Source organism: Pantoea sp. S61 (genome assembly GCF_016625145.1).
GTDB lineage: Bacteria > Pseudomonadota > Gammaproteobacteria > Enterobacterales > Enterobacteriaceae > Pantoea > Pantoea rwandensis_B.
Genome location: NZ_JACVUO010000018.1, coordinates 13,029 through 32,375 on the forward strand (window position 1 = coordinate 13,029; position 19,347 = coordinate 32,375).

At 54.9% G+C, this 19,347-nt stretch carries 18 protein-coding genes; 5 read left to right on the plus strand and 13 right to left on the minus strand.

Going from position 1 to position 19,347, the window contains the following annotated elements; all coding sequences use genetic code 11:
• Position 1: 1 nt before the first annotated feature.
• The 8 genes from tatB to udp form a co-directional block, all read right to left on the minus strand.
• The gene (gene tatB / locus IAE30_RS24260) at positions 2 to 667 is read right to left on the minus strand and encodes a Sec-independent protein translocase protein TatB (protein WP_200681135.1); all 666 of its coding nucleotides are present in this window, start codon (positions 665 to 667) and stop codon (positions 2 to 4) included.
• A gap of 9 nt (positions 668 to 676) precedes the next feature.
• Positions 677 to 922 carry a Sec-independent protein translocase subunit TatA gene (gene tatA, locus IAE30_RS24265; protein ID WP_038643775.1) on the minus strand — a complete coding sequence of 82 codons (246 nt, stop codon included), beginning with the start codon at positions 920 to 922 and terminating at the stop codon, positions 677 to 679.
• A 110-nt stretch (positions 923 to 1,032) separates the two neighbouring features.
• Entirely contained in the window at positions 1,033 to 2,670 is a 1,638-nt protein-coding gene (gene ubiB, locus IAE30_RS24270) for a ubiquinone biosynthesis regulatory protein kinase UbiB (protein ID WP_038643776.1), read from the minus strand.
• Complete coding sequence (locus tag IAE30_RS24275; RefSeq protein ID WP_038643777.1) at positions 2,667 to 3,272, minus strand: SCP2 domain-containing protein; 606 nt, start codon at positions 3,270 to 3,272, stop codon at positions 2,667 to 2,669. The genes ubiB and IAE30_RS24275 overlap by 4 nt, the downstream gene beginning before the upstream one ends.
• 6 nt (positions 3,273 to 3,278) lie before the next feature.
• Complete coding sequence (ubiE, locus tag IAE30_RS24280) at positions 3,279 to 4,037, minus strand: bifunctional demethylmenaquinone methyltransferase/2-methoxy-6-polyprenyl-1,4-benzoquinol methylase UbiE (protein ID WP_038643778.1); 759 nt, start codon at positions 4,035 to 4,037, stop codon at positions 3,279 to 3,281.
• Between the two features lie 75 nt (positions 4,038 to 4,112).
• Positions 4,113 to 5,624, minus strand: coding sequence for a DNA recombination protein RmuC (rmuC, locus tag IAE30_RS24285; RefSeq protein WP_200681136.1), 1,512 nt, complete (start codon positions 5,622 to 5,624; stop codon positions 4,113 to 4,115).
• An 85-nt stretch (positions 5,625 to 5,709) separates the two neighbouring features.
• A complete protein-coding gene (locus IAE30_RS24290) occupies positions 5,710 to 6,978 on the minus strand; it encodes a tetratricopeptide repeat protein (protein ID WP_038643780.1) in 1,269 nt (422 codons plus the stop codon).
• An 87-nt stretch (positions 6,979 to 7,065) separates the two neighbouring features.
• Positions 7,066 to 7,827 carry a uridine phosphorylase gene (gene udp, locus IAE30_RS24295; protein WP_038643781.1) on the minus strand — a complete coding sequence of 254 codons (762 nt, stop codon included), beginning with the start codon at positions 7,825 to 7,827 and terminating at the stop codon, positions 7,066 to 7,068.
• Positions 7,828 to 8,127: 300 nt separating this feature from the next.
• Here udp and IAE30_RS24300 point away from each other — a divergent pair, with 300 nt between their 5' ends.
• Entirely contained in the window at positions 8,128 to 8,964 is an 837-nt protein-coding gene (locus IAE30_RS24300) for a dienelactone hydrolase family protein (RefSeq protein ID WP_200681137.1), read from the plus strand.
• A 38-nt stretch (positions 8,965 to 9,002) separates the two neighbouring features.
• On the opposite strand, the gene metE is transcribed toward IAE30_RS24300, so the two are convergent.
• Positions 9,003 to 11,273 (minus strand): 5-methyltetrahydropteroyltriglutamate--homocysteine S-methyltransferase, encoded by a 2,271-nt coding sequence (metE, locus tag IAE30_RS24305; RefSeq protein ID WP_200681138.1) that lies wholly within the window; start codon positions 11,271 to 11,273, stop codon positions 9,003 to 9,005.
• Between the two features lie 215 nt (positions 11,274 to 11,488).
• On the opposite strand from metE, the gene metR reads away from it, so the two are divergent.
• Both metR and IAE30_RS24315 read left to right on the plus strand, forming a co-directional pair.
• On the plus strand, positions 11,489 to 12,418 hold the full coding sequence (metR, locus tag IAE30_RS24310) for an HTH-type transcriptional regulator MetR (RefSeq protein WP_200681139.1): 930 nt from the start codon (positions 11,489 to 11,491) through the stop codon (positions 12,416 to 12,418).
• Positions 12,419 to 12,513: 95 nt separating this feature from the next.
• Positions 12,514 to 12,996, plus strand: a complete 483-nt coding sequence (locus tag IAE30_RS24315; protein WP_200681140.1) for a DUF1456 family protein — start codon at positions 12,514 to 12,516, stop codon at positions 12,994 to 12,996.
• Between the two features lie 350 nt (positions 12,997 to 13,346).
• On the opposite strand, the gene IAE30_RS24320 is transcribed toward IAE30_RS24315, so the two are convergent.
• Positions 13,347 to 14,216, minus strand: a complete 870-nt coding sequence (locus IAE30_RS24320; RefSeq protein ID WP_097118548.1) for a carboxylate/amino acid/amine transporter — start codon at positions 14,214 to 14,216, stop codon at positions 13,347 to 13,349.
• A 433-nt stretch (positions 14,217 to 14,649) separates the two neighbouring features.
• Between IAE30_RS24320 and glpT the strand changes: the two genes are divergently transcribed.
• Positions 14,650 to 15,990 (plus strand): glycerol-3-phosphate transporter, encoded by a 1,341-nt coding sequence (glpT, locus tag IAE30_RS24325; protein ID WP_038643785.1) that lies wholly within the window; start codon positions 14,650 to 14,652, stop codon positions 15,988 to 15,990.
• Positions 15,991 to 16,022: 32 nt separating this feature from the next.
• Here the strand turns inward: glpT and yigL are convergent, their stop codons facing one another.
• Together yigL and pldB are read right to left on the minus strand one after the other, a co-directional pair.
• Positions 16,023 to 16,823, minus strand: a complete 801-nt coding sequence (yigL, locus tag IAE30_RS24330; protein ID WP_038643786.1) for a sugar/pyridoxal phosphate phosphatase YigL — start codon at positions 16,821 to 16,823, stop codon at positions 16,023 to 16,025.
• A 32-nt stretch (positions 16,824 to 16,855) separates the two neighbouring features.
• Positions 16,856 to 17,848, minus strand: coding sequence for a lysophospholipase L2 (gene pldB, locus IAE30_RS24335; protein ID WP_038643787.1), 993 nt, complete (start codon positions 17,846 to 17,848; stop codon positions 16,856 to 16,858).
• Between the two features lie 104 nt (positions 17,849 to 17,952).
• Here pldB and rhtB point away from each other — a divergent pair, with 104 nt between their 5' ends.
• Positions 17,953 to 18,576 carry a homoserine/homoserine lactone efflux protein gene (gene rhtB, locus IAE30_RS24340; RefSeq protein WP_034827889.1) on the plus strand — a complete coding sequence of 208 codons (624 nt, stop codon included), beginning with the start codon at positions 17,953 to 17,955 and terminating at the stop codon, positions 18,574 to 18,576.
• A 144-nt stretch (positions 18,577 to 18,720) separates the two neighbouring features.
• Here rhtB and rhtC read toward each other — a convergent pair whose 3' ends face one another.
• The gene (rhtC, locus tag IAE30_RS24345) at positions 18,721 to 19,344 is read right to left on the minus strand and encodes a threonine export protein RhtC (RefSeq protein WP_038643788.1); all 624 of its coding nucleotides are present in this window, start codon (positions 19,342 to 19,344) and stop codon (positions 18,721 to 18,723) included.
• Positions 19,345 to 19,347: the final 3 nt, after the last annotated feature.

The following is a 19,347-nucleotide window of genomic DNA, read 5'->3' on the forward strand; positions in this document are numbered from 1 at the left end:
TTTATCTTTCATCTTTTACGGTGGGAGTGGGCGTCGCATTCTGCGCGGTATTAACAGGTGCCGCAGCCTCTGCTGTTACCGGTTGAGGTTTCTGAGCCGGTGCGCTGGCCGGGTGCTCTGCCGTTACCGCCTGAGGTGCCTGAGTCGGTGCGCTGGCCGGGTGCTCTGCCGTTACCGCCTGAGGTGCCTGAGCCGGTGCGCTGGCCGGGTGCTCTGCCGTTACCGTCTGAGGTGCCTGAGCCGGTGCGCTGGCCTGGTGCTCTGCGGCCGCTGGGGTAACCGGCGGCTGGCTCGCCGTGACAGATTGTGCGGATACAGAAGACGGTTGATGAATGGTATTCGCTTCATCTTCCGCTTTCTCGATATCGATGCTCTGCTGCACAGAACGCTTCATCGAGTCGGCGGTTTTACGCAGTTCTTCCATCGACTCTTTCAGTTCCGGCGAAAGCGAGCCACGACCCGCCTCTTCGACCTTTTTCAGGCTGTCCTGCAATTCCTGCAGTTTCAGCTCCTGCGCCAGTTCGTTTTGCACGTTAGCAGCCAGGGAGCGAATCGCCCGAATCCAGCCCACGACGGTTTTCACCGCAACCGGTAATCGTTGCGGGCCAAGAACGATCAGCCCGATAACGAACACCAATACCAGTTCACTAAAACCAATATCGAACACAGTTAACCCTTACTTGTCCCGGGCGTCGTCTTTGCTCGCCGAGGTTTGCTGTTTGTCTGCCAGAGTCTTGGCGTTAAAGTCAGCGTCCTGCTCTTTCGGCTGATCCTTTTTATCGTCTTCATCGCCCATGGCTTTTTTGAAACCACGAATGGAAGAACCTAAATCCGAACCCAGGTTACGAAGTTTATTGGTACCGAACAGAAGAACAACAATGACGGCAATGATTAACAATTGCCAAATACTGATACCGCCCATGAGATATGCCTCTAATATTCTGTGAAAAACTTTGAATTGAAACGCACAGAAAGCCCGTATGAATTCGGGCTTTAGCCTGCGACATTACGCGATTTGCACCAGGCAAACAATCAGTTTGTCTTGCGCCAGCCTATCAGCCAGGTGACGATGCCAGCGGCCATTAATAGCGCTGGGAAGAAATCCCAGTCGGGTCGACTTAACAGCACTGCGGTGCCACTTAATAACAGTGTAGCCCCTACGCCAAACAGATAACGTGCCTTGTGATGGCGCGTGCGCTGTGCATTCATATCGCTGACCAGTTTATCGACGCTGTGCTGCAATAATTTATGCTGACGCATGCTGTCGTAGAACAGTTCAGGTAGCTCCGGCAGTTTTTCGGCCCAGAATGGCGCCTTCTCTTTCACCGCACGCAGAATCGCAGGAATGCCGATTTGATCTTTGATCCAATCTTCAAGGAACGGCTTTGCGGTTTTCCACAGGTCGAGCTGTGGATAGAGCTGGCGGCCAATGCCTTCAATGTAAAGCAGCGTTTTCTGCAACAGCACCAGCTGCGGCTGCACTTCCATATTGAAGCGACGCGCCGTGTTGAACAGGTTCAGCAGCACGTGGCCAAATGAAATCTCAGCCAGCGGCTTCTCAAAAATTGGCTCACACACGGTACGAATGGCGAACTCAAAATCTTCTACATTGGTATCCGGGGGAACCCAGCCTGAATCCACGTGCAGTTCCGCCACTTTGCGGTAGTCACGGTTAAAGAAGGCAATGAAGTTTTCCGCCAGATAGCGCTTATCTTCTTTATTCAGCGAACCGACAATACCGCAGTCAATCGCGATGTACTGCGGATCTTCTGGATGGTCGTAGCTGACGAAGATATTGCCGGGATGCATGTCCGCATGGAAGAAGCTATCGCGGAACACCTGGGTGAAGAACACCTGCACGCCGCGTTCTGCCAGCAGCTTCATGTTGACGCCATGTTTCTCCAGCGTCGCCACATCGGAAATCGGAATGCCGTAAATGCGCTCCATCACCATCATCGATTCGCTGCAGTAATCCGAAAACACTTCCGGCACATACAGCATCGGGCTCTGCTCGAAGTTGCGACGCAGCTGAATAGCGTTCGCCGACTCGCGCAGCAGATTGAGTTCATCAATCAGGGTCTTTTCGTAATCGCGCACCACTTCAACCGGGCGCAGACGACGACCATCCGGCAACAGACGAGGAACCCAATGCGCCATACGGTAAATCAGCTTCATATCCGCTTTGATCACCGGCAGGATGTCCGGGCGAATCACTTTGATCACCACGTCACGGCCGTTAGACTTCAGCGTGGCCGTATGCACCTGCGCGATAGACGCAGAAGCCAGCGGCTTAATATCAAAGTCGTCAAACCAGGTGTCGACAGGGCCGCCAATGGATTGTTCAATCTGCTGCTGGGCTTTCAGACCATCAAAAGGCGCCACGCGGTCCTGCAACACTGCCAGTTCATCGGCGATGGCCGGTGGGAAGAGATCGCGGCGCGTTGACAGCATTTGGCCAAATTTAATCCAGACCGGGCCAAGCTGCTCCATCGCCAGACGAATACGCACGCCCGTCGATTCATTTTTGTGCTTGTTAGGGATCCAGAAGATGCAGCGCCGCCAGATGCGGAGCGGCAGTGTGATGCGCATGTGGGGGATCAGTTCATCAAGCCCGTAAGTCAGAAAGATCTTGATGATGAAGTATAAGCGCCGAATTTCTCCCAGCGTCATTTCGCCTCCAGCTGTGCTAAACGCGCTTCAAACGCATTAAGCGAACGTTCCATCGCTTCAACCTCTTCACAGAACCACGCCAGCTCCAGTGCGCCGGGGGCGACACGCCACTCTTCCGTCAGCACCTGACCGAGATAATCCTGCCGACGCGTCACCTGCTGCTGCACAAACTTCAGCGCCTGCTGAGCGGCCTGGCTGACACCCTGCGCGGCAATGTCGCCGATCCATGGAGCCAAATACTCGGCCGGATCGAGTTCGGCGAGATCCATCAGTGCGGAGAATTGCTGCACGACCTGTAAATCGCCTTCCACGTCCAGCTCGCCGCTGCGGATCAAACTGGTCAGCTGCTGGCGATCGCGCAGTTTTGGCAAGGTGCTGAGGCGTAAGCTGACACTGCAATCGCTGCTGTCTTGCCAGTCACTCAACACATCCAACTGGGATTCGCTAAACACCAGCACCAGTGGGAAATCCAGTTCCTGCAGGCGCAGCATGAGCACTTTACCCACCAGACGCTGACGCGCGGCTTTCAGGCTGCGATCACGATACAGAACACGATTGAGGGCGGTTTCAAGGCCGCCCGTGATAAGCGGGGTAAAAGTCATGATCAATCAGAACTTAAAGCCGCGATGCAACGCCACAATACCGCCGGTCATGTTGAAATAGGTGGTATTTTCAAAACCCACATCGTTCATCATCGCCTTCAGGGTTTCCTGGTCGGGATGCATACGAATCGATTCTGCCAGATAGCGATAGCTTTCGGCATCCTGCGCCACCAGTTGCCCGATACGCGGCAGGATGTGGAAGGAATAGGTATCGTAGGCTTTGCTCAGCGGTTCCAGCAGCGGTTTGGAAAACTCCAGCACCAGCAAGCGTCCACCTGGCTTCAGCACCCGGAACATCGAGGCCAGTGCCTTCTCTTTTTCGGTGACGTTACGCAAACCGAAAGAGATGGTGATGCAATCGAAATAGTTATCCGGGAACGGCAGCGCTTCGGCGTTGGCCTGCACATAGCTAACGTTGCCTGACACGCCCATGTTGCGCAGCTTCTCGCGGCCCATCTTCAGCATCGAGCTGTTGATATCAGCCAAAACCACCTGACCCGTCTCGCCCACCAGGCGAGAGAATTTTGCTGTCAAATCACCGGTACCGCCGGCCAGATCCAGCACACGCTGACCACGACGCACGCCGCTGCTGTCGATGGTAAAACGCTTCCAGACACGATGGATGCCAAACGACATCAAATCGTTCATCAGGTCATATTTTGCCGCTACGGAATGAAACACGTCCGCGACTTTATCGGCCTTTTCGCTTTTCGCGACGGTCTGAAAGCCAAAATGGGTAGTTTCCTGCTGTGATTCATCTGCCATCGGGTTTACCTGTTCCACAAACAATTCTTGCCGAAGTGTATCAGAGTCGCGCTACGCGAGCACGCGACCACCGTGCTATTCGTTGATGCGGCGCAGAGAAGCGGCGGAGGAATCTGCCACATTTTCATTGGGCTCGGGATCGTCCGCCCAATTTTCGCCCGCCTCCTCCGGTTGCGCTTGCTCGACCAATTGGGGATTGATCGGCCGTTTAATCTCCACACCTAACGCGCGGAAGGATTCGCTTTGCGCAATCAAATTGCCGCGCCCTTCTGACAGTTTTTTCATCGCCTGGTGATAACTCTGCTGCGCTTTATCGAGGCTGTGACCGATACCGCTCATATCATCCACAAACAGTCGCATTTTATCGTACAACCGCGTAGCTCGGTCGGCGATGCGTTGTGCATTGCGACTCTGGTGCTCATAACGCCACAGGTTGTTGATGGTGCGCAGTGCCACCAGTAATGTCGTCGGGCTGACCAGCATGATGTTTTGCTGCAGCGCTTCGCTGATCAGCTCTGGCTGCCGATCAATCGCCAACAAGAACGCGGGCTCGACCGGAATAAACATCAACACATAATCCAGAGAGCGTAAACCGGGCAATTGTTGATAATCTTTTCGTCCCAGCAGCCGAATATGGCCGCGCATGGCGTTGACGTGCTCCTGAATCGCCTGCTCACGCGTGGCTTCATCTTCTGCGTTGAAATAGCGTTCGTAAGCCACCAGCGTCATTTTGGCGTCAATCACCACATCCTTGCCCTGCGGCAACCGCACGATCACATCCGGTTGCATCCTGCCCTGCTGCTCCAACTGCACGCTGACCTGCGTCTGGTATTCATAGCCTTCACGCAGACCGGAAGCTTCCAGCACCCGCGCCAGCACCACTTCGCCCCAGTTACCCTGGATTTTATTGTCGCCTTTTAGCGCTTTGGTGAGGTTGACCGCTTCCTGCGCCATTTGCGCGTTCAGCTGCTGCAGTTGACGAATTTCATGGGCCAGCGTATGGCGTTCGCGTGCTTCCTGGCCAAAGCTATCCGTCACCTGACGACGGAAACCATCCAGCTGTTCACGCAGCGGACCAATCAGCCCGTTGAGGCTCTGCCGGTTTTGCTCATCCACCCGACGTCCGCTGTTTTCAAAGATGCGGTTGGCCAGATTCTCGAACTGTGCGCTAAGACGCTGTTCGCTGTTAGTGAGCAGGCGCTGCTTCTCTTCTGCGCCAAAACGCGTCTCTTCTAAACGGATGGTGACTTCACGCAGTTCAGCTTCCTGCGCACTGTTCACTTCCAGCTGATTACGCAATTCCCGGCTAAGCTGTTCGCTCTCACCACGCCAGTAATCGAGCTGTTGCAGCCGTTCCTGTGCACCGCTAAGCGTGCCATGAAGCTGCCGCAGTTCTTGCTCGCGCTGCTGAATTTGCTGCTGTAACAGTTCGAGTTGCTGCTGCTGGCGCTGTTGCGCCTCTTCCAGCAGGCGGCGTTCGGTAGTGAAGCTGGCGTACTGGTGTCCGGCACGCAACTGGGCCAAAATCCAGCCAAGGCCCAGTCCGGCCAGCGCCAGTGCGCCGCTAATGATAAGTTGCTGATCCATAATCCCCCCGCGGATCGTTTCGCTGAGGGAAAAGGTAAGTCGCTACTGTATGAATGTCCAGACTGTTGTGTAGCTGGCGTATGATTTACAGCGCTTTCACCGTCAAATCACCCGCTTTCCACGCATCAATCAGGAAAAACGGCATCGGCAACAGCCATTCACTGCCCTTCACTTTGGCGGGATAGCACCAGCTTTGTCCATTGTGAGTGAGTTCAACCTGCTGCCAGCCGTTGTCAACATTCTCCACCTTGCCCGCCATGCTGGAATACCCTGCGTTGCTGCCGACGTGAAAACGCTCGGTTTGCCAGCGAATTGGCGGGTGTGCGGGCCACGCCTGAGCATGATGGAATCGGAAGATGTCGTCATGATTCAGCAGGCTTTCGCGGACCGTCGGCCACAACGCCACTTTGAGGAAGTACTGATCGGTGAAGCGTTCACTGCCGCTGTACTGGCCGATAAAGTCGCGTATCTGCTGCTCAACGTTGTGGAACACGCCATGACAGCCGCCCCACATGCCCGCCAGCAGCAGTTCGGTATGCGTAAAGTAATCACGCATATGATGGAACCAGCATGGCGATTGCAGCCAGGCTTCTACCGCCGCCACTTCACGCTCCGACAGCAGGGAGTCCGCATCTCGCACGATATAGCGTTTTACGCGCGGATCATCCATCACCAGAAAGCGCCACAGCGTCGGGAATAGGGTCTTCTCATGTGACATATCCACTAACTGGACATTCGACTGCTTTAGACGCTGCCAGACGTGTTGCGGCACGCTGTCGTCAAGATAGATGCGACACATCCAACCTGGATAGAATTCGCGCGCAACGTCGATATTTTTGATCAGCGTTTCACAGTAGCGCGGTTGGCCGCCATACAGACTGAATGAGATGATATTTTCAGTTGGGTTCGTGGGATTGAAAGACGGTGGCGCTGCTGCGGGATACGCCACTGTGTGGCCCTGACGAAAGATCGCGTCCGACTTCTCCAGCGACTCGCGGCCGTAACGTGCCACTTCATCGTGCTTTTCCAGCCAGCCACACACTTCCGTTAAGCCATCGAGCCAGGTGTCAGAGGCCTGCGCACGCTGTGCGGCTGGGGCCTGATAGATTTTTTGGTAGGTTTTGTAGGATTTTTTGTACTCGCCCACGCGCATCAGCGTTAGCGCATAGTCGCTGAGCACTTGCATATTTTGCGGCATGACGCGCAAAACTTCTTCACAGCATTGACGTGCCACGGGGAAATCAGAGGCCGCCATTGCCTGGCGAAAGCGTGCTGCCACGCTCTCAATACGAGACTGCGCAGCAGCGGGAGTAGGATTAAAGGCAGGACGCGGAGCAGAAACCGTTTTGCGCATAGTTGTTTTCTCAGTATCAGCTGAAAAACGTGCGCAATGTGATGGCAGCAGGGAATTCCTTATCCGTAATACCTGCTGCCTTGCGCATTAAATTAAGCGACGCGCGGCTTCTACAACAATTTTCACCGCATCGCTTTCGGTCTGTTTCATGGTCGCGGCATCCGGGATCTCTTTCTGCGTACGGTTAACGATGACACCCGCCACCATGCCCGCTCGCAGCCCCTGACTGGCGCACATGGTTAACAGTGTAGCGGATTCCATCTCATAGTTAAGAACCCCCATTTGCTGCCACTCTTGCATTGAGCCCTGGAAGCGATTCACCACACGTCCTGAGAACGTATCGTAACGTTCCTGCCCCGGGTAGAAGGTGTCAGAAGAAGCGGTAATACCGATGTGCGTTTTGGCACCGCAGGCTTCTGCTGCGGCCACCAGCGCGGTGGTGCAGGTGAAATCGGCCACTGCCGGGAACTCCATCGGCGCAAAGTGCAGGCTGGCACCGTCAAGACGCACCGAAGCAGTGGTCACCAGCACGTCGCCGACATTGATATTCGGCTGGATCGCCCCGGTCGTGCCCACACGCAGGAAAGTGCGCACGCCGAGCTGCGCCAGTTCTTCCACGGCAATAGAGGTCGATGGACCGCCGATACCGGTAGAACAGACCACCACCGGCTTGCCATCCACTTCCGCCAGGTAAGTGGTGAATTCACGGTGCGAAGCCAGATGCTGTGGATTATCCATCAGCGCAGCGATTTTTTTCACACGCTCCGGATCGCCGGGAACGATAGCCAGTGTGGCTCCTTTCAGATCGGCTTTAGTGATACCAAGGTGGAAAACGTCAGACTGGGCCATAACAGACTCCTGAAAGATAAGGGATATGCGTGTCACTCTACGCCAGAGCGCCATATAAATATGTGATTTATTTCACCATCGACAATGAAACTTACATTATCAGAAAATTATTATGTGACTCACATCACACATTACAGCTCGGCAATTCCGAATTGCTACAAGCGGTACTGCGTAAGTTCGGGTGGCGGTGTTAATAGAGAAGAAGAACATAAGTACACATCCCTCTGAACCCTACGTCAGCCTTGCTCCTGAAGCAGGCTATAGTTACGTGATTGCGCATTTGCTAGCACGGAGAGAACCATGAAAACCGAAGACAATATGGCACAAAAATCAGCAGCCGGCGGCTTTGCCCCTGCCGTTCAGCCCATCGCCAGCAGCACTATTACCACCGTCAGTGACGCTATTCATACCGGTGAAACGTCTGTTCCCAGCCAGGGAGAGAATCTGCCAGCTTATTATGCCCGCCCCAAATCCTATGAAGGCAAACTGCCGGTGGTTCTGGTGGTGCAGGAGATTTTTGGCGTTCACGAGCATATTAAAGATATCTGCCGTCGTCTGGCGCTGGAAGGTTATCTGGCGGTTGCACCTGAACTCTATTTCCGTGAAGGCGATCCTGGTGACTACAGTGATATCCCGACATTGTTCAAGGAACTGGTCAGCAAGGTGCCCGATTCTCAGGTGCTGTCCGATCTCGATCACGTTGCCAACTGGGCCGCACGCCACGATGGCGATATTCGTCGCATGGCAATCACGGGCTTCTGCTGGGGCGGACGCATCAGTTGGCTGTTCGCCGCGCACAACCCGCAGGTGCGGGCGGCGGCGGCCTGGTATGGTCGGTTAGAGGGTGAGAAAACCCTCAAACAACAAAAACATCCTATCGATGTGGCTGTCGATCTTAACGCTCCGGTGCTGGGACTTTACGGCGGTCAGGATGAGAGCATCCCGTTAGAGAGCATTGATAAGATGCGTCAGGCGCTGCATGCCGCCAATGCCAAAGCGGAGATCGTGGTGTATCCGGAAGCGGGACACGCATTTAATGCCGATTATCGCCCAAGCTACCATGCTGACTCAGCCGCTGATGGCTGGGCACGGATGCTGGCCTGGTTTAAGCAGTATGGCGTTGCACCCAACGCGTAATAACAAGGGGCGCTGCACGGCGCCCCTGTTTATCGCGATTACGCCGATTCTGCGCGCAGCTTTTTCGCGGCGGTCACCATGTTCGCCAGCGCCTGCCGGGTTTCACTCCAGCCGCGGGTTTTCAGACCACAGTCCGGGTTGACCCACAAGCGTGCGGGCGGAATGCTTTGCGCCGCTTTGTGCAGCAGATCTTCAATCCATTCTACGCTGGGTACGTTCGGGGAATGAATGTCATACACACCTGGCCCAATTTCGTTCGGGTATTCGAACGCTTTAAACGCATCCAGCAATTCCATATCCGAGCGAGAGGTTTCGATGGTAATCACGTCCGCGTCCAGTGCCGCTATCGAATCCATGATGTCATTGAACTCGCAATAACACATGTGCGTGTGGATCTGCGTTTCATCCTGCGCCACAGCCGCGTTGAGGCGGAAGGCATCAACTGCCCAGGTCAGGTACGCAGCCCAGTCCGACTGGTGCAATGGTAAGCCTTCGCGCAGAGCGGGTTCATCAATCTGAATGATCCCGATCCCGGCTTTTTCCAGGTCTTCCACTTCATCACGCAGCGCCAGTGCAATCTGTTTAGCAAGGGTTTCCCGCGTCACGTCTTCACGCGGGAATGACCAGCACAGAATCGTGACGGGGCCGGTGAGCATACCCTTCACTGGCTTTTCAGTCAGCGATTGCGCGTACTTCGCCCACTCAACGGTAATCGGCTGCGGGCGACTGACATCACCGATAATCACCGGCGGCTTCACACAGCGAGAGCCATAGCTTTGCACCCAGCCATTTTGCGTAAACACGAAGCCATCGAGGTTTTCGCCGAAGTATTCCACCATGTCATTACGCTCTGCTTCGCCGTGCACCAGCACATCCAGCCCGAGCCGTTCCTGTTCGGCAATCGCCTGCTTGATGTGCTCCGCGATGCCGGTGCGATAGTGGCCTCCATCGATATTGCCTTTTTTGAAGTCGAGTCGCAGGCCGCGAATTTCGGTGGTTTGCGGGAAGGATCCAATCGTGGTGGTCGGCCAGGCTGGCAGATTAAAGCGATGCCGCTGCGCTTTGGCGCGTTCGTCATAGTGGCTGGCGCGCTCAACGTCTTTAGCCTGAATATTCGCCAGACGTGCACCCACTGCGGCATTGTGCACGCGCGAAGAATGAGAACGAGCACGAATCGGCGCGCTCCACTCCGTCAGCGAGGCCGCATCGTTATTATTGAGCGCCTGGCTCAACAACTTCAGCTCAGCACACTTCTGTAAAGCAAAGGCAAACCAGCTTTTCACTTCCGCATCGAGCCGGGTTTCGACACTGAGATCGATCGGGCTGTGCAGCAGCGAGCAGGAGGAACCAATCCACAGATTTTTACGCTGCCCGACCAGCGGTTTCAGGCGATCGAACCAGCGGCTGAGATCGGCACGCCAGACATTGCGGCCGTTGATCACCCCGACTGAGAGCAGCCAGTCGGTCGGGAGTTGTTGGTGAATATGCTGGATGTCATCTTTGCCATGCACCAGGTCAACGTGCAAACCTTGAACCGGCAGCGTCTTAATGACATCGAGATTTTGACCAATGCTGTCAAAGTAGGTCGTCAGTAGCAGTTTTACATGACCTTGCAGCGCATCGTAGGCAGGCTTGAACGCCTCACGCCATTCCTGTGGCAGCTCCAGCACCAGCGCGGGTTCATCTATCTGCACCCATTCAATACCGCGCTGATGCAGTTCAGCCAGCACTTGCTGATAGACCGGCAGAATCGCTGTCAGCAACGACAGGCGGTCAAACGGCTCACCTTTGACTTTGCCCAACCACAGGTAAGTGACCGGCCCCAGCAGCACCGGTTTGATCGGGTGACCCAGCGCCAATGCTTCGTCCACTTCTTCGAGCAGCTGTGTCCAGCTCAGTGAGAACTGCTGGCCTTGCGTGAATTCCGGCACCATATAGTGATAGTTGGTGTTGAACCATTTGGTCATTTCAGCGGCGGCGGCAGGTTCACCGCTGGGTGCGCGGCCACGTCCCAGACGGAACAGCGTATCGAGATCGACCGATCCATCCTGGTTCTGATGGCGCGCCGGCACATTGCCCAGCATCAGGCTGGTGGTCAGCACATGATCGTACCAGGCGAAATCGCCCACGGGCAGCAGATCCACCCCCGCGTCTTTCTGCTGTTGCCAGTGACGAGCGCGCAGCTCGCGCCCCACGGCCAGCAGCGCTTCCTGTGAGCTGTTGCCTGCCCAGTAGCTTTCCTGTGCTTTTTTCAGTTCACGACGCAGACCGACACGAGGGAAACCGAGCGTATGGTTCAGAATGGTCATTTAGTGATCTCCAGATATGCTTAACGAGTCGAGCCCGTTTACGTTCATCCAGCGAGTGAAATTGCCGTCCGCTGAACGCCTGAACTGGACGAAAGTCATGTGGCGGTGGCGCTTGCTTGAGATGTTTAGCCGTCCAGATGTTTACACCGCCATAATCTGCGGGTACTGTATGTTCCTCAAGCGCAATTTGTTCAATCTCGATGTGAAGGACTCTCATGATCGAACTCAAACACCTGAGAACGCTGCAGGCGTTGCAGAATACCGGCTCGTTGGCCGCTGCCGCCGCTCAGCTTCATCAGACACAATCGGCGTTATCTCATCAGTTCAGCGATCTGGAACAGCGGCTGGGCTTTCGCCTGTTTGTGCGCAAGAGCCAGCCGTTGCGGTTTACGCCACAGGGGGAAATCATGCTGCAGTTGGCCGAGCAGATTTTGCCGCAGATTCAGCAGGCGTTGCAGGCATGCCACGAGCCGCATCAGACCACGCTGCGCATTGCCATTGAATGCCACAGCTGCATTCAGTGGCTGACGCCGGCCCTCAATAATTTCCGCCAGAGCTGGCCACAAGTGGGGGTCGATTTTAAATCGGGTGTGACTTTTGATCCCCAGCCCGCCTTGCAGCAGGGCGAACTGGATGTGGTGTTGACCTCCGATATCCTGCCGCGCAGCGGTTTGTTCTATACGCCGATGTTTGATTTTGAGGTGCGTCTGGTGCTGGCCCCGGACCATCCGCTGGCAAAGCTGGAACATATCTCACCAGAAGATTTAGCCGATGAGGTGCTGATGATCTATCCGGTGCAGCGTCAGCGTCTCGATATCTGGCGTCATTTCCTGCAGCCTGCAGGTATCAGTCCGGCGTTGAAGAGTGTGGACAATACGTTGTTGCTGATTCAGATGGTGTCAGCACAGATGGGTATTGCGGCCCTTCCGCATTGGGTGGTGGAGAGTTTTGAAAAGCAGGGTCTGGTGGTGACCAAAACATTGGGTGAGGGTTTGTGGAGCCGTTTATATGCCGCCGTGCGCGATGGTGAGCAGCGTCAGCCGGTGTTAGAAGCCTTTGTGCGCTTCGCCCGCCAGCACGCCTGTGACCATCTGCCGTTTGTACGCGATGCCGCTCGCCCGGGTTCATTGCAGTCAATTTCTTGATCATCCCATGGGCGACCTGTGTCGCCCGTGCTGTTATCCGTGCCCGGCCTGCTCTATAATGCGCCGCCTCAATCCGCGACCAAGAGAGTTTCACCATGACGAGTAACGATGTTCTGCGCAGCGTGCGCTATATGCTTGATTTGAGCGATAGCAAAGTGGTGGAGATTTTTACCTTAGCGGGCAGTGAAGTGCCGCTGGAGGATGTGCAGGCGTGGATGAAGAAGGATGATGATGCGGCGTTCCGTAAGTTGCCGGACGTGCTGATGGGCTATTTCCTCAACGGTTTGATTTTCTTCCGTCGCGGTAAGAGTGAAGATGCGCCCGCACCTTCGGTTGAACGCCGTATGAATAACAATATTTTCATTAAGAAGCTACGTATCGCGTTTGCGCTGAAGACCACGGATATTCCCGTGGTGCTGGAGAAGGCAAACTTTAAGATTTCACAGGCTGAAGTCGGTGCGATTTTCCGTAATCCGGACCATAAGAACTACCGCGAGTGCGGTGACCAGATTCTGCGTAACTTTCTGAAGGGACTGACGATGATGAATCGTCCTGCGGCGCCTGCGAAAAAGGGCTGATGGCTTTTCAGGAATGGGCTGATTGCTGTGTGTTTGTGCTCAGTCAGGGATAGCGTGGCAGATCGCAAAGGAATCCCACATCCCTGTGGATCGGCCTCGCCATCCATGGCTCGGACGCTTTGCTCCTCTGCCACGCTATCCCTTCCCTTAAGCTTTGAGCGTCGCTTTGATATCAGGTCAGATGCAGGCCGCTCCGATCACGAAGGAATCTTACTTCCCTGTGGATCGGCCTCGTCATCTATGGCTCGGACGCTTTGCTCCACTGCCACGCCATCCCTTCTCTTAAGCTTTTAGCGTCGCTTTGATAACAGAGCAAAGCAACGTGCTTGTTAGCCATTCAGCTCGGCCATTTAGGCATCGCTTTTGGACCCATGCCCCACCACCCAACGCTTGTGCACGTATAGCGAAGCGAAAATGACAATCGCCCCGGCAATAAAGCTCGGCCAGTGCGGTTTTTCCTGCCAGATCGCCAGGTTCACCAGCAAGCCCGCCGGCACGTGCATGTTGTTCATGATGCCCAGCGTACCGGCATCGACCTGCGTCGCACCGTAGTTCCACATAAAATAGCCCAGCCCGGAAGCCGCCACGCCTAGCCACACCAGAATGCCCCACTGCAGTGAGGTGGTCGGCAGTTTGTTCGGGTTACCCCACAAGCTCCACGCAATGATGGCGATGATCACCGCGCCAAGATAGAACCACGAGAAGGCCGTGTGTTGCGGCATTGGGCGGGTTTCCTGCAGGCGCTTGTAGCCGACCATACCGATGGCAAAGCAGATGTTTGCCGCCTGCACCAGCAGCAAACCGAACCAGAAATGATCGCTAACTTTGTCATAGCGAATGATGGCCGCACCGGCTACCGCCAGCAGCGCGCTGAAGGCATAGCCGATTCGCAGCCGACGTCTGCTGAGCAAATCGTAAATCAGCGTGACGTAGAGCGGCGTCATCACGGTAAACAACAGGAATTCTGTCACGCTGAGGTAGGTATAAGCCTCAAAACTTAGCAGATACATGACGCCGAGTTGCAGCATTCCCACCAGCATGTACAGCAGGATGGTTGAGGCGCGATAGCCCTTCCAGCGCAGGAAGGGCAAAAAAACGAGCGCAGCCAACCCAAGGCGCATCAACACAGAGAACCAGGAGTCAACCTGGCCCGCAAGGTATTCCCCTATCAAACTAAAGGAAAAAGCCCACAAAATGGTGGTAACGATCAGTAACAGCACGGTATTGATCCCAAAATGAACAGTGGCGCTAGTGTAAACAAACTGTCGTGGACGGGCTGAAATTTCTGGTTGACGAGTGGTCAAATTAAAATCAAACAAATCGCCGAATCCTCTTCTCTCATTGAGATGAGGTCCACTGCCGAAATCAGCTCGCGGATTGCGGATGCAGTGAATGTCATTCGACGCAGCAACGGATTCCCCTTCCAAACCCAAAAGCCCCGACGCTTCATGCGCGAATACCAACATTTTTTGGTTTATATCGCTCTTTAATGTCATCAAAGTGTAACAATTGTGTCACACATCACAGTAACGTGGCGCAACCATCACTATCCTTTGCGCGAAATGGAACTTTGGTTTTGTTGTTACGCCAGAGGGCTTTTGACCCAACCTGCTGGGAATTTATAAAAATATCGCGCCCTGGAGGGCCACATACATGTTGAGTATCTTCAAACCGGCACCGCATCAGCCGCAAGTCGCTGACGATCGTGTCGATCCGCTTTATCGTCGGCTACGCTGGCAAATCTTCATCGGCATTTTCTTTGGCTATGCCGCCTATTACCTGGTCCGTAAAAACTTTGCCCTGGCGATGCCCTATTTAGTTGAGCAGGGCTTTTCGCGCGGCGATCTTGGCTTTGCGCTGTCCGGAATCTCCATCGCCTACGGTTTTTCCAAGTTCATCATGGGTTCCGTCTCTGACCGTTCAAATCCACGCGTCTTTTTACCTGCCGGACTGATTCTGGCCGCTGCGGTGATGCTCTTTATGGGCTTTGTGCCGTGGGCCACCTCCAGCATCATGGTGATGTTTGTGCTGCTGTTCCTGTGCGGTTGGTTCCAGGGTATGGGTTGGCCGCCATGCGGGCGCACCATGGTGCACTGGTGGTCACAGAAGGAGCGCGGCGGGATTGTCTCGGTGTGGAACTGCGCCCATAACGTGGGCGGCGGCATTCCCCCACTGCTGTTCCTGCTGGGTATGGCGTGGTTTAACGACTGGAAAGCCGCACTTTATATGCCGGCGTTTGGTGCCATCCTCATCGCCATTATTGCCTTTGCCCTGATGCGCGATACGCCGCAGTCTTGTGGCCTGCCACCGATTGAAGCTTACAAGAACGACTACCCGCCCGATTACAACGACAACCACGAGCAGGAGTTAACGGCAAAGCAGATTTTCATGCAGTACATCCTGCCTAATAAGCTGCTATGGTATATCGCGCTGGCTAACGTGTTTGTCTATCTGCTGCGTTACGGCATTCTCGACTGGTCACCCACTTACCTGAAAGAGGTGAAGCACTTCACGCTGGATAAATCTTCGTGGGCTTACTTCTTCTATGAATATGCAGGCATTCCCGGCACCCTGCTGTGCGGCTGGATGTCGGACAAGGTGTTCCGAGGCAATCGTGGCGCGACCGGCGTGTTCTTTATGACGCTAGTGACCATCGCGACGGTGGTGTACTGGCTTAACCCGCCAGGCAATCCAGGTATCGATATGCTGTGCATGATCGTCATTGGCTTCCTGATTTACGGCCCGGTGATGCTGATTGGTCTGCACGCGCTGGAGCTGGCGCCGAAAAAAGCCGCTGGTACCGCCGCGGGCTTTACCGGTTTGTTTGGTTATCTTGGTGGATCGGTGGCAGCCAGTGCGATTGTCGGTTACACCGTGGATTACTTCGGCTGGGATGGTGGCTTCATGGTGATGATTGCCGGATCGGTGTTAGCCGTGATTTTACTGCTGCTCACCATGATCAGTGAACATAAGCACAAGAAGCAGATGGCATAACGAGAATGGGCCGGTGATTCCGGCCCATTTTATTAAGCAAGGAACAGCTTGCGCAGCGTATGCGGCACCGCATCTTCAGCATTGCTGCCAATCACTTCTAACGTTGGCAGCGTATCTTTCAGGCGCTGGTGCGCATTGCGCATAATGCAGCCTTTACCCGCCATGCTCAGCATTTCCACGTCATTCATGCCATCGCCAAAAGCGATACACTCTTTCAATGAGTACCCGAGTTGTTTGGCTACGGCTTCCAGTGCATGCCCTTTCGATACGCCACCCGCCATCACTTCCAGACAGGTCGGCAGTGAGAAACTGACATTCACGCGATCGCCCCAGCGCGCTTCGATCGCCAGCTCCAGCGGCGCCAGACGCTCAGGATCGTCGCAGGTAAAGAACACTTTGCTGATGCCGTCGGTTTCCAGCATGCCCGGCTGGTAAACCTGATAGTTGAACACCGACTCGCGGAAGTAGTCCTGTTCCTCCGGGCGATGGCGGCTCATATACCACTCATCGTCGCGATACACGTGTGTCAGGATATGCTCATCGTGATACTGCAAACCGTAGAGTTCGCTGGCAATATCGGCATCGAGGTTATGGCTAAACACCAGTTCACCTGCTGCATTGTGCACACGAGCACCGTTAGAGGTAATCATGTACGCCGGAATGCCGAGGTTATCGCGCATCTGGCCCACGTCGATATAGTGACGACCGGTGGCGAAAACGAAGTGAACATCTTGCGCCACCAGTTCCTGCAGCGTGGTGCGAGCAAAAGGTGTCAGGCGGTGTTCCGGTGAGAGCAGCGTGCCATCCAGGTCGGATGCGACGATGTGGTACATGTAAACCTCTGGTATTGATGTCGGAAAATGAGTTAAACGTGGCGCTCGAAAAAATCGACCACCAGGTTAAGCGCTTCAGCGCGCATGGCGTCTGTTTCGAACAAAATCTCGTGACGCGCGCCTTGAATCACATACGGCACGGTTCCTTCGCAGGGATGTCCCGCATCGGCCATCGCCGTACAAAAAATATCTTGTGCGCGGTTATCCACCACATCGTCTTCGCTGGCCTGTAACACCAGCGCCGGTGTGGTAATTTTCGCCGCCTGACTGATGATGCTGCGTCCGGCATAGACGCCTTCACGCACCCAATGATAGGTCGGCCCTCCCACACGCAACCCCGGATCGTCGGCGTAAAAACGCAGGTTGCGCCGATAGCGTTCACGACTGTGCGTCAGGCGATTAATGCCAAACGGGCTGGCCCGCCAGCGGCCGGTGCCGAGCGCATAGCGTTCGCGGATTGCCGGCAGTTTTTCCGCCCAGTCTAAAATCGGGTACGCCATCCAGTCGGGCAACGGCAACACAATGCCAAACATCGGTGCCGAGAATACCGCCGCATGGAATGCCTGCGGCTGGCGCGCTAAAAACAGTGCCAAAATTGCACCGCCCATCGAATGGGACAGCACGTAGCGTTGCTGATAATGGTTGCTGACTATCTCTTTCAGATACAGCGTTTCCAGATCGTCAACGTAATGGTTGAATTCCACCACATGCCCGCGATGAGTATCCGCCAGCAAGCGATCGGAACGGCCCTGCCCGCGATGGTCAATTATCACCACGTCATAGCCGCAGTGAAACAGATCGTAAGCCAGTTCCGGGTATTTGATATAGCTTTCGATGCGGCCGGGCACAATCAGGATGACACGGCGATGTTGCGGTGAGGTGAAACGAACATAGCGAATCTTCAGGTTACCGACGCCGGTAAATTCACACTCCTCACGACGTCGCCAGAAGTCGAGCAGCGGACCCGTAGCAAAGGCCGAAAAGCCTTTCTCACGCCCGAGCCAACTCTGTTTGTGATGCTGCATCCGTCCCCCTGAAAAAAAGCCTCATCGCGCGCCTGTACGCCATAGCGCACCGCGATATTCTGGCGTATTGTGTCACACTTCGTTCACTTCAGGGAATGTCACACATGACCATTGAATGGTGGTTAACCTACCTGTTGACTACAACTATCCTCAGTCTTTCACCCGGTTCTGGTGCCATCAACACCATGAGCACCGGCATTAGCCATGGCTATCGCGGCGCGGCGGCTTCCATCACTGGCTTACAGCTGGGTCTGGCGATTCACATCGTGCTAGTCGGCGCCGGTTTGGGGGCGCTATTTTCACAATCGATCATGGCCTTTGAAGTACTGAAGTGGGCAGGTGCCGCGTATTTGGTGTGGCTTGGGATTCAGCAATGGCGTTCCGCAGGCGGTATTGATTTGGATGCCGTGGCGAAAGCGATGCCGCGTCGTCGTTTGTTCAAACGCGCTATCCTGGTAAATCTTACCAACCCGAAAAGCATCGTGTTTCTCGCCGCACTATTTCCGCAATTCATTCAGCCACACCAGCCGCAGCTCATGCAGTATCTGGTGCTCGGTGTCACCACCATCGTGGTTGATATTATTGTGATGATTGGTTACGCCACGCTGGCAACACGCATTGCGGGCTGGATTAAAGGGCCAAAACAGATGAAGCTGATGAACCGCACCTTTGGTGGCTTGTTTATGGCCGTCGGAGCCTTGCTGGCAAGTGCGCGCAGAATCGCGTAAGAGGTTTTGCAATCAGTCACACCGAGGGTAAATCGTCGGTGGTGCAGCCAGTTCGGCGCCGGCAAGCCGCACAAACCCCGGAACGTGCACGAGGTACGTGAGGGGCGAGCACTGCCCGGTGCCGAAATGGCAAGGAAAATCGATTTAACGAGAAATAATCAGGTGAATGCCGAATCCGGCAAATAGCACACCCGCCATGCCATCAACCCACTTCGCCATACGCTGATACTTATCCCGCATCCACGGCAGCGCGAAGATTGCCGCCACCAGCGTAAACCAGGCAAAGGTTTCACCCACGATCAGCATGAACAGGCCCCAGCGCTCCATCGCACCCACATCATTGCCGACAAACAGTGAAAACACGCTGCCGAAGTAGATAATCGCTTTCGGGTTCGACAGATTAGTCAGAAAACCTTTCAGGAAACTCATACCTTTCTTTGGCAGTTCCACCACCGGCGCATTAACCTGTGGGGCTTTGTGCTGCTGACGAGCTGAGCGCAGCAACTGCCAGCCCATCCACAGCAAGTACAAACCACCGCCCACCATGATGATTTCATGCAGCCAGGCCATTTTCTGCAGGATCAGATGCAGGCCCATCAGCGCCACGCCCGCCCAGATGACGATCCCCAACGTAATACCCAACACGCCCATCATCGCCTCTTTGCGCGAGCGGCTGGCCGCCGTTTGCGACACAAAGAAGAAGTCCGGGCCTGGGCTCATTAGCGCAACCAGATGCACAAGCGCGACAGTGGCGAATAACATCAACATGGT

Excerpts from the sequence above, each read along its gene's own strand:
- tatA (WP_038643775.1), bottom strand. The coding sequence starts at position 922 with ATGGGCGGTATCAGTATTTGGCAATTGTTAATCATTGCCGTCATTGTT.
- ubiB (WP_038643776.1), bottom strand. The coding sequence starts at position 2,670 with ATGACGCTGGGAGAAATTCGGCGCTTATACTTCATCATCAAGATCTTT.
- IAE30_RS24275 (WP_038643777.1), bottom strand. The coding sequence starts at position 3,272 with ATGACTTTTACCCCGCTTATCACGGGCGGCCTTGAAACCGCCCTCAAT.
- ubiE (WP_038643778.1), bottom strand. The coding sequence starts at position 4,037 with ATGGCAGATGAATCACAGCAGGAAACTACCCATTTTGGCTTTCAGACC.
- rmuC (WP_200681136.1), bottom strand. The coding sequence starts at position 5,624 with ATGGATCAGCAACTTATCATTAGCGGCGCACTGGCGCTGGCCGGACTG.
- IAE30_RS24290 (WP_038643780.1), bottom strand. The coding sequence starts at position 6,978 with ATGCGCAAAACGGTTTCTGCTCCGCGTCCTGCCTTTAATCCTACTCCC.
- udp (WP_038643781.1), bottom strand. The coding sequence starts at position 7,827 with ATGGCCCAGTCTGACGTTTTCCACCTTGGTATCACTAAAGCCGATCTG.
- IAE30_RS24300 (WP_200681137.1), top strand. The coding sequence starts at position 8,128 with ATGAAAACCGAAGACAATATGGCACAAAAATCAGCAGCCGGCGGCTTT.
- metE (WP_200681138.1), bottom strand. The coding sequence starts at position 11,273 with ATGACCATTCTGAACCATACGCTCGGTTTCCCTCGTGTCGGTCTGCGT.
- metR (WP_200681139.1), top strand. The coding sequence starts at position 11,489 with ATGATCGAACTCAAACACCTGAGAACGCTGCAGGCGTTGCAGAATACC.
- IAE30_RS24315 (WP_200681140.1), top strand. The coding sequence starts at position 12,514 with ATGACGAGTAACGATGTTCTGCGCAGCGTGCGCTATATGCTTGATTTG.
- glpT (WP_038643785.1), top strand. The coding sequence starts at position 14,650 with ATGTTGAGTATCTTCAAACCGGCACCGCATCAGCCGCAAGTCGCTGAC.
- yigL (WP_038643786.1), bottom strand. The coding sequence starts at position 16,823 with ATGTACCACATCGTCGCATCCGACCTGGATGGCACGCTGCTCTCACCG.
- pldB (WP_038643787.1), bottom strand. The coding sequence starts at position 17,848 with ATGCAGCATCACAAACAGAGTTGGCTCGGGCGTGAGAAAGGCTTTTCG.
- rhtB (WP_034827889.1), top strand. The coding sequence starts at position 17,953 with ATGACCATTGAATGGTGGTTAACCTACCTGTTGACTACAACTATCCTC.
- rhtC (WP_038643788.1), bottom strand. The coding sequence starts at position 19,344 with ATGTTGATGTTATTCGCCACTGTCGCGCTTGTGCATCTGGTTGCGCTA.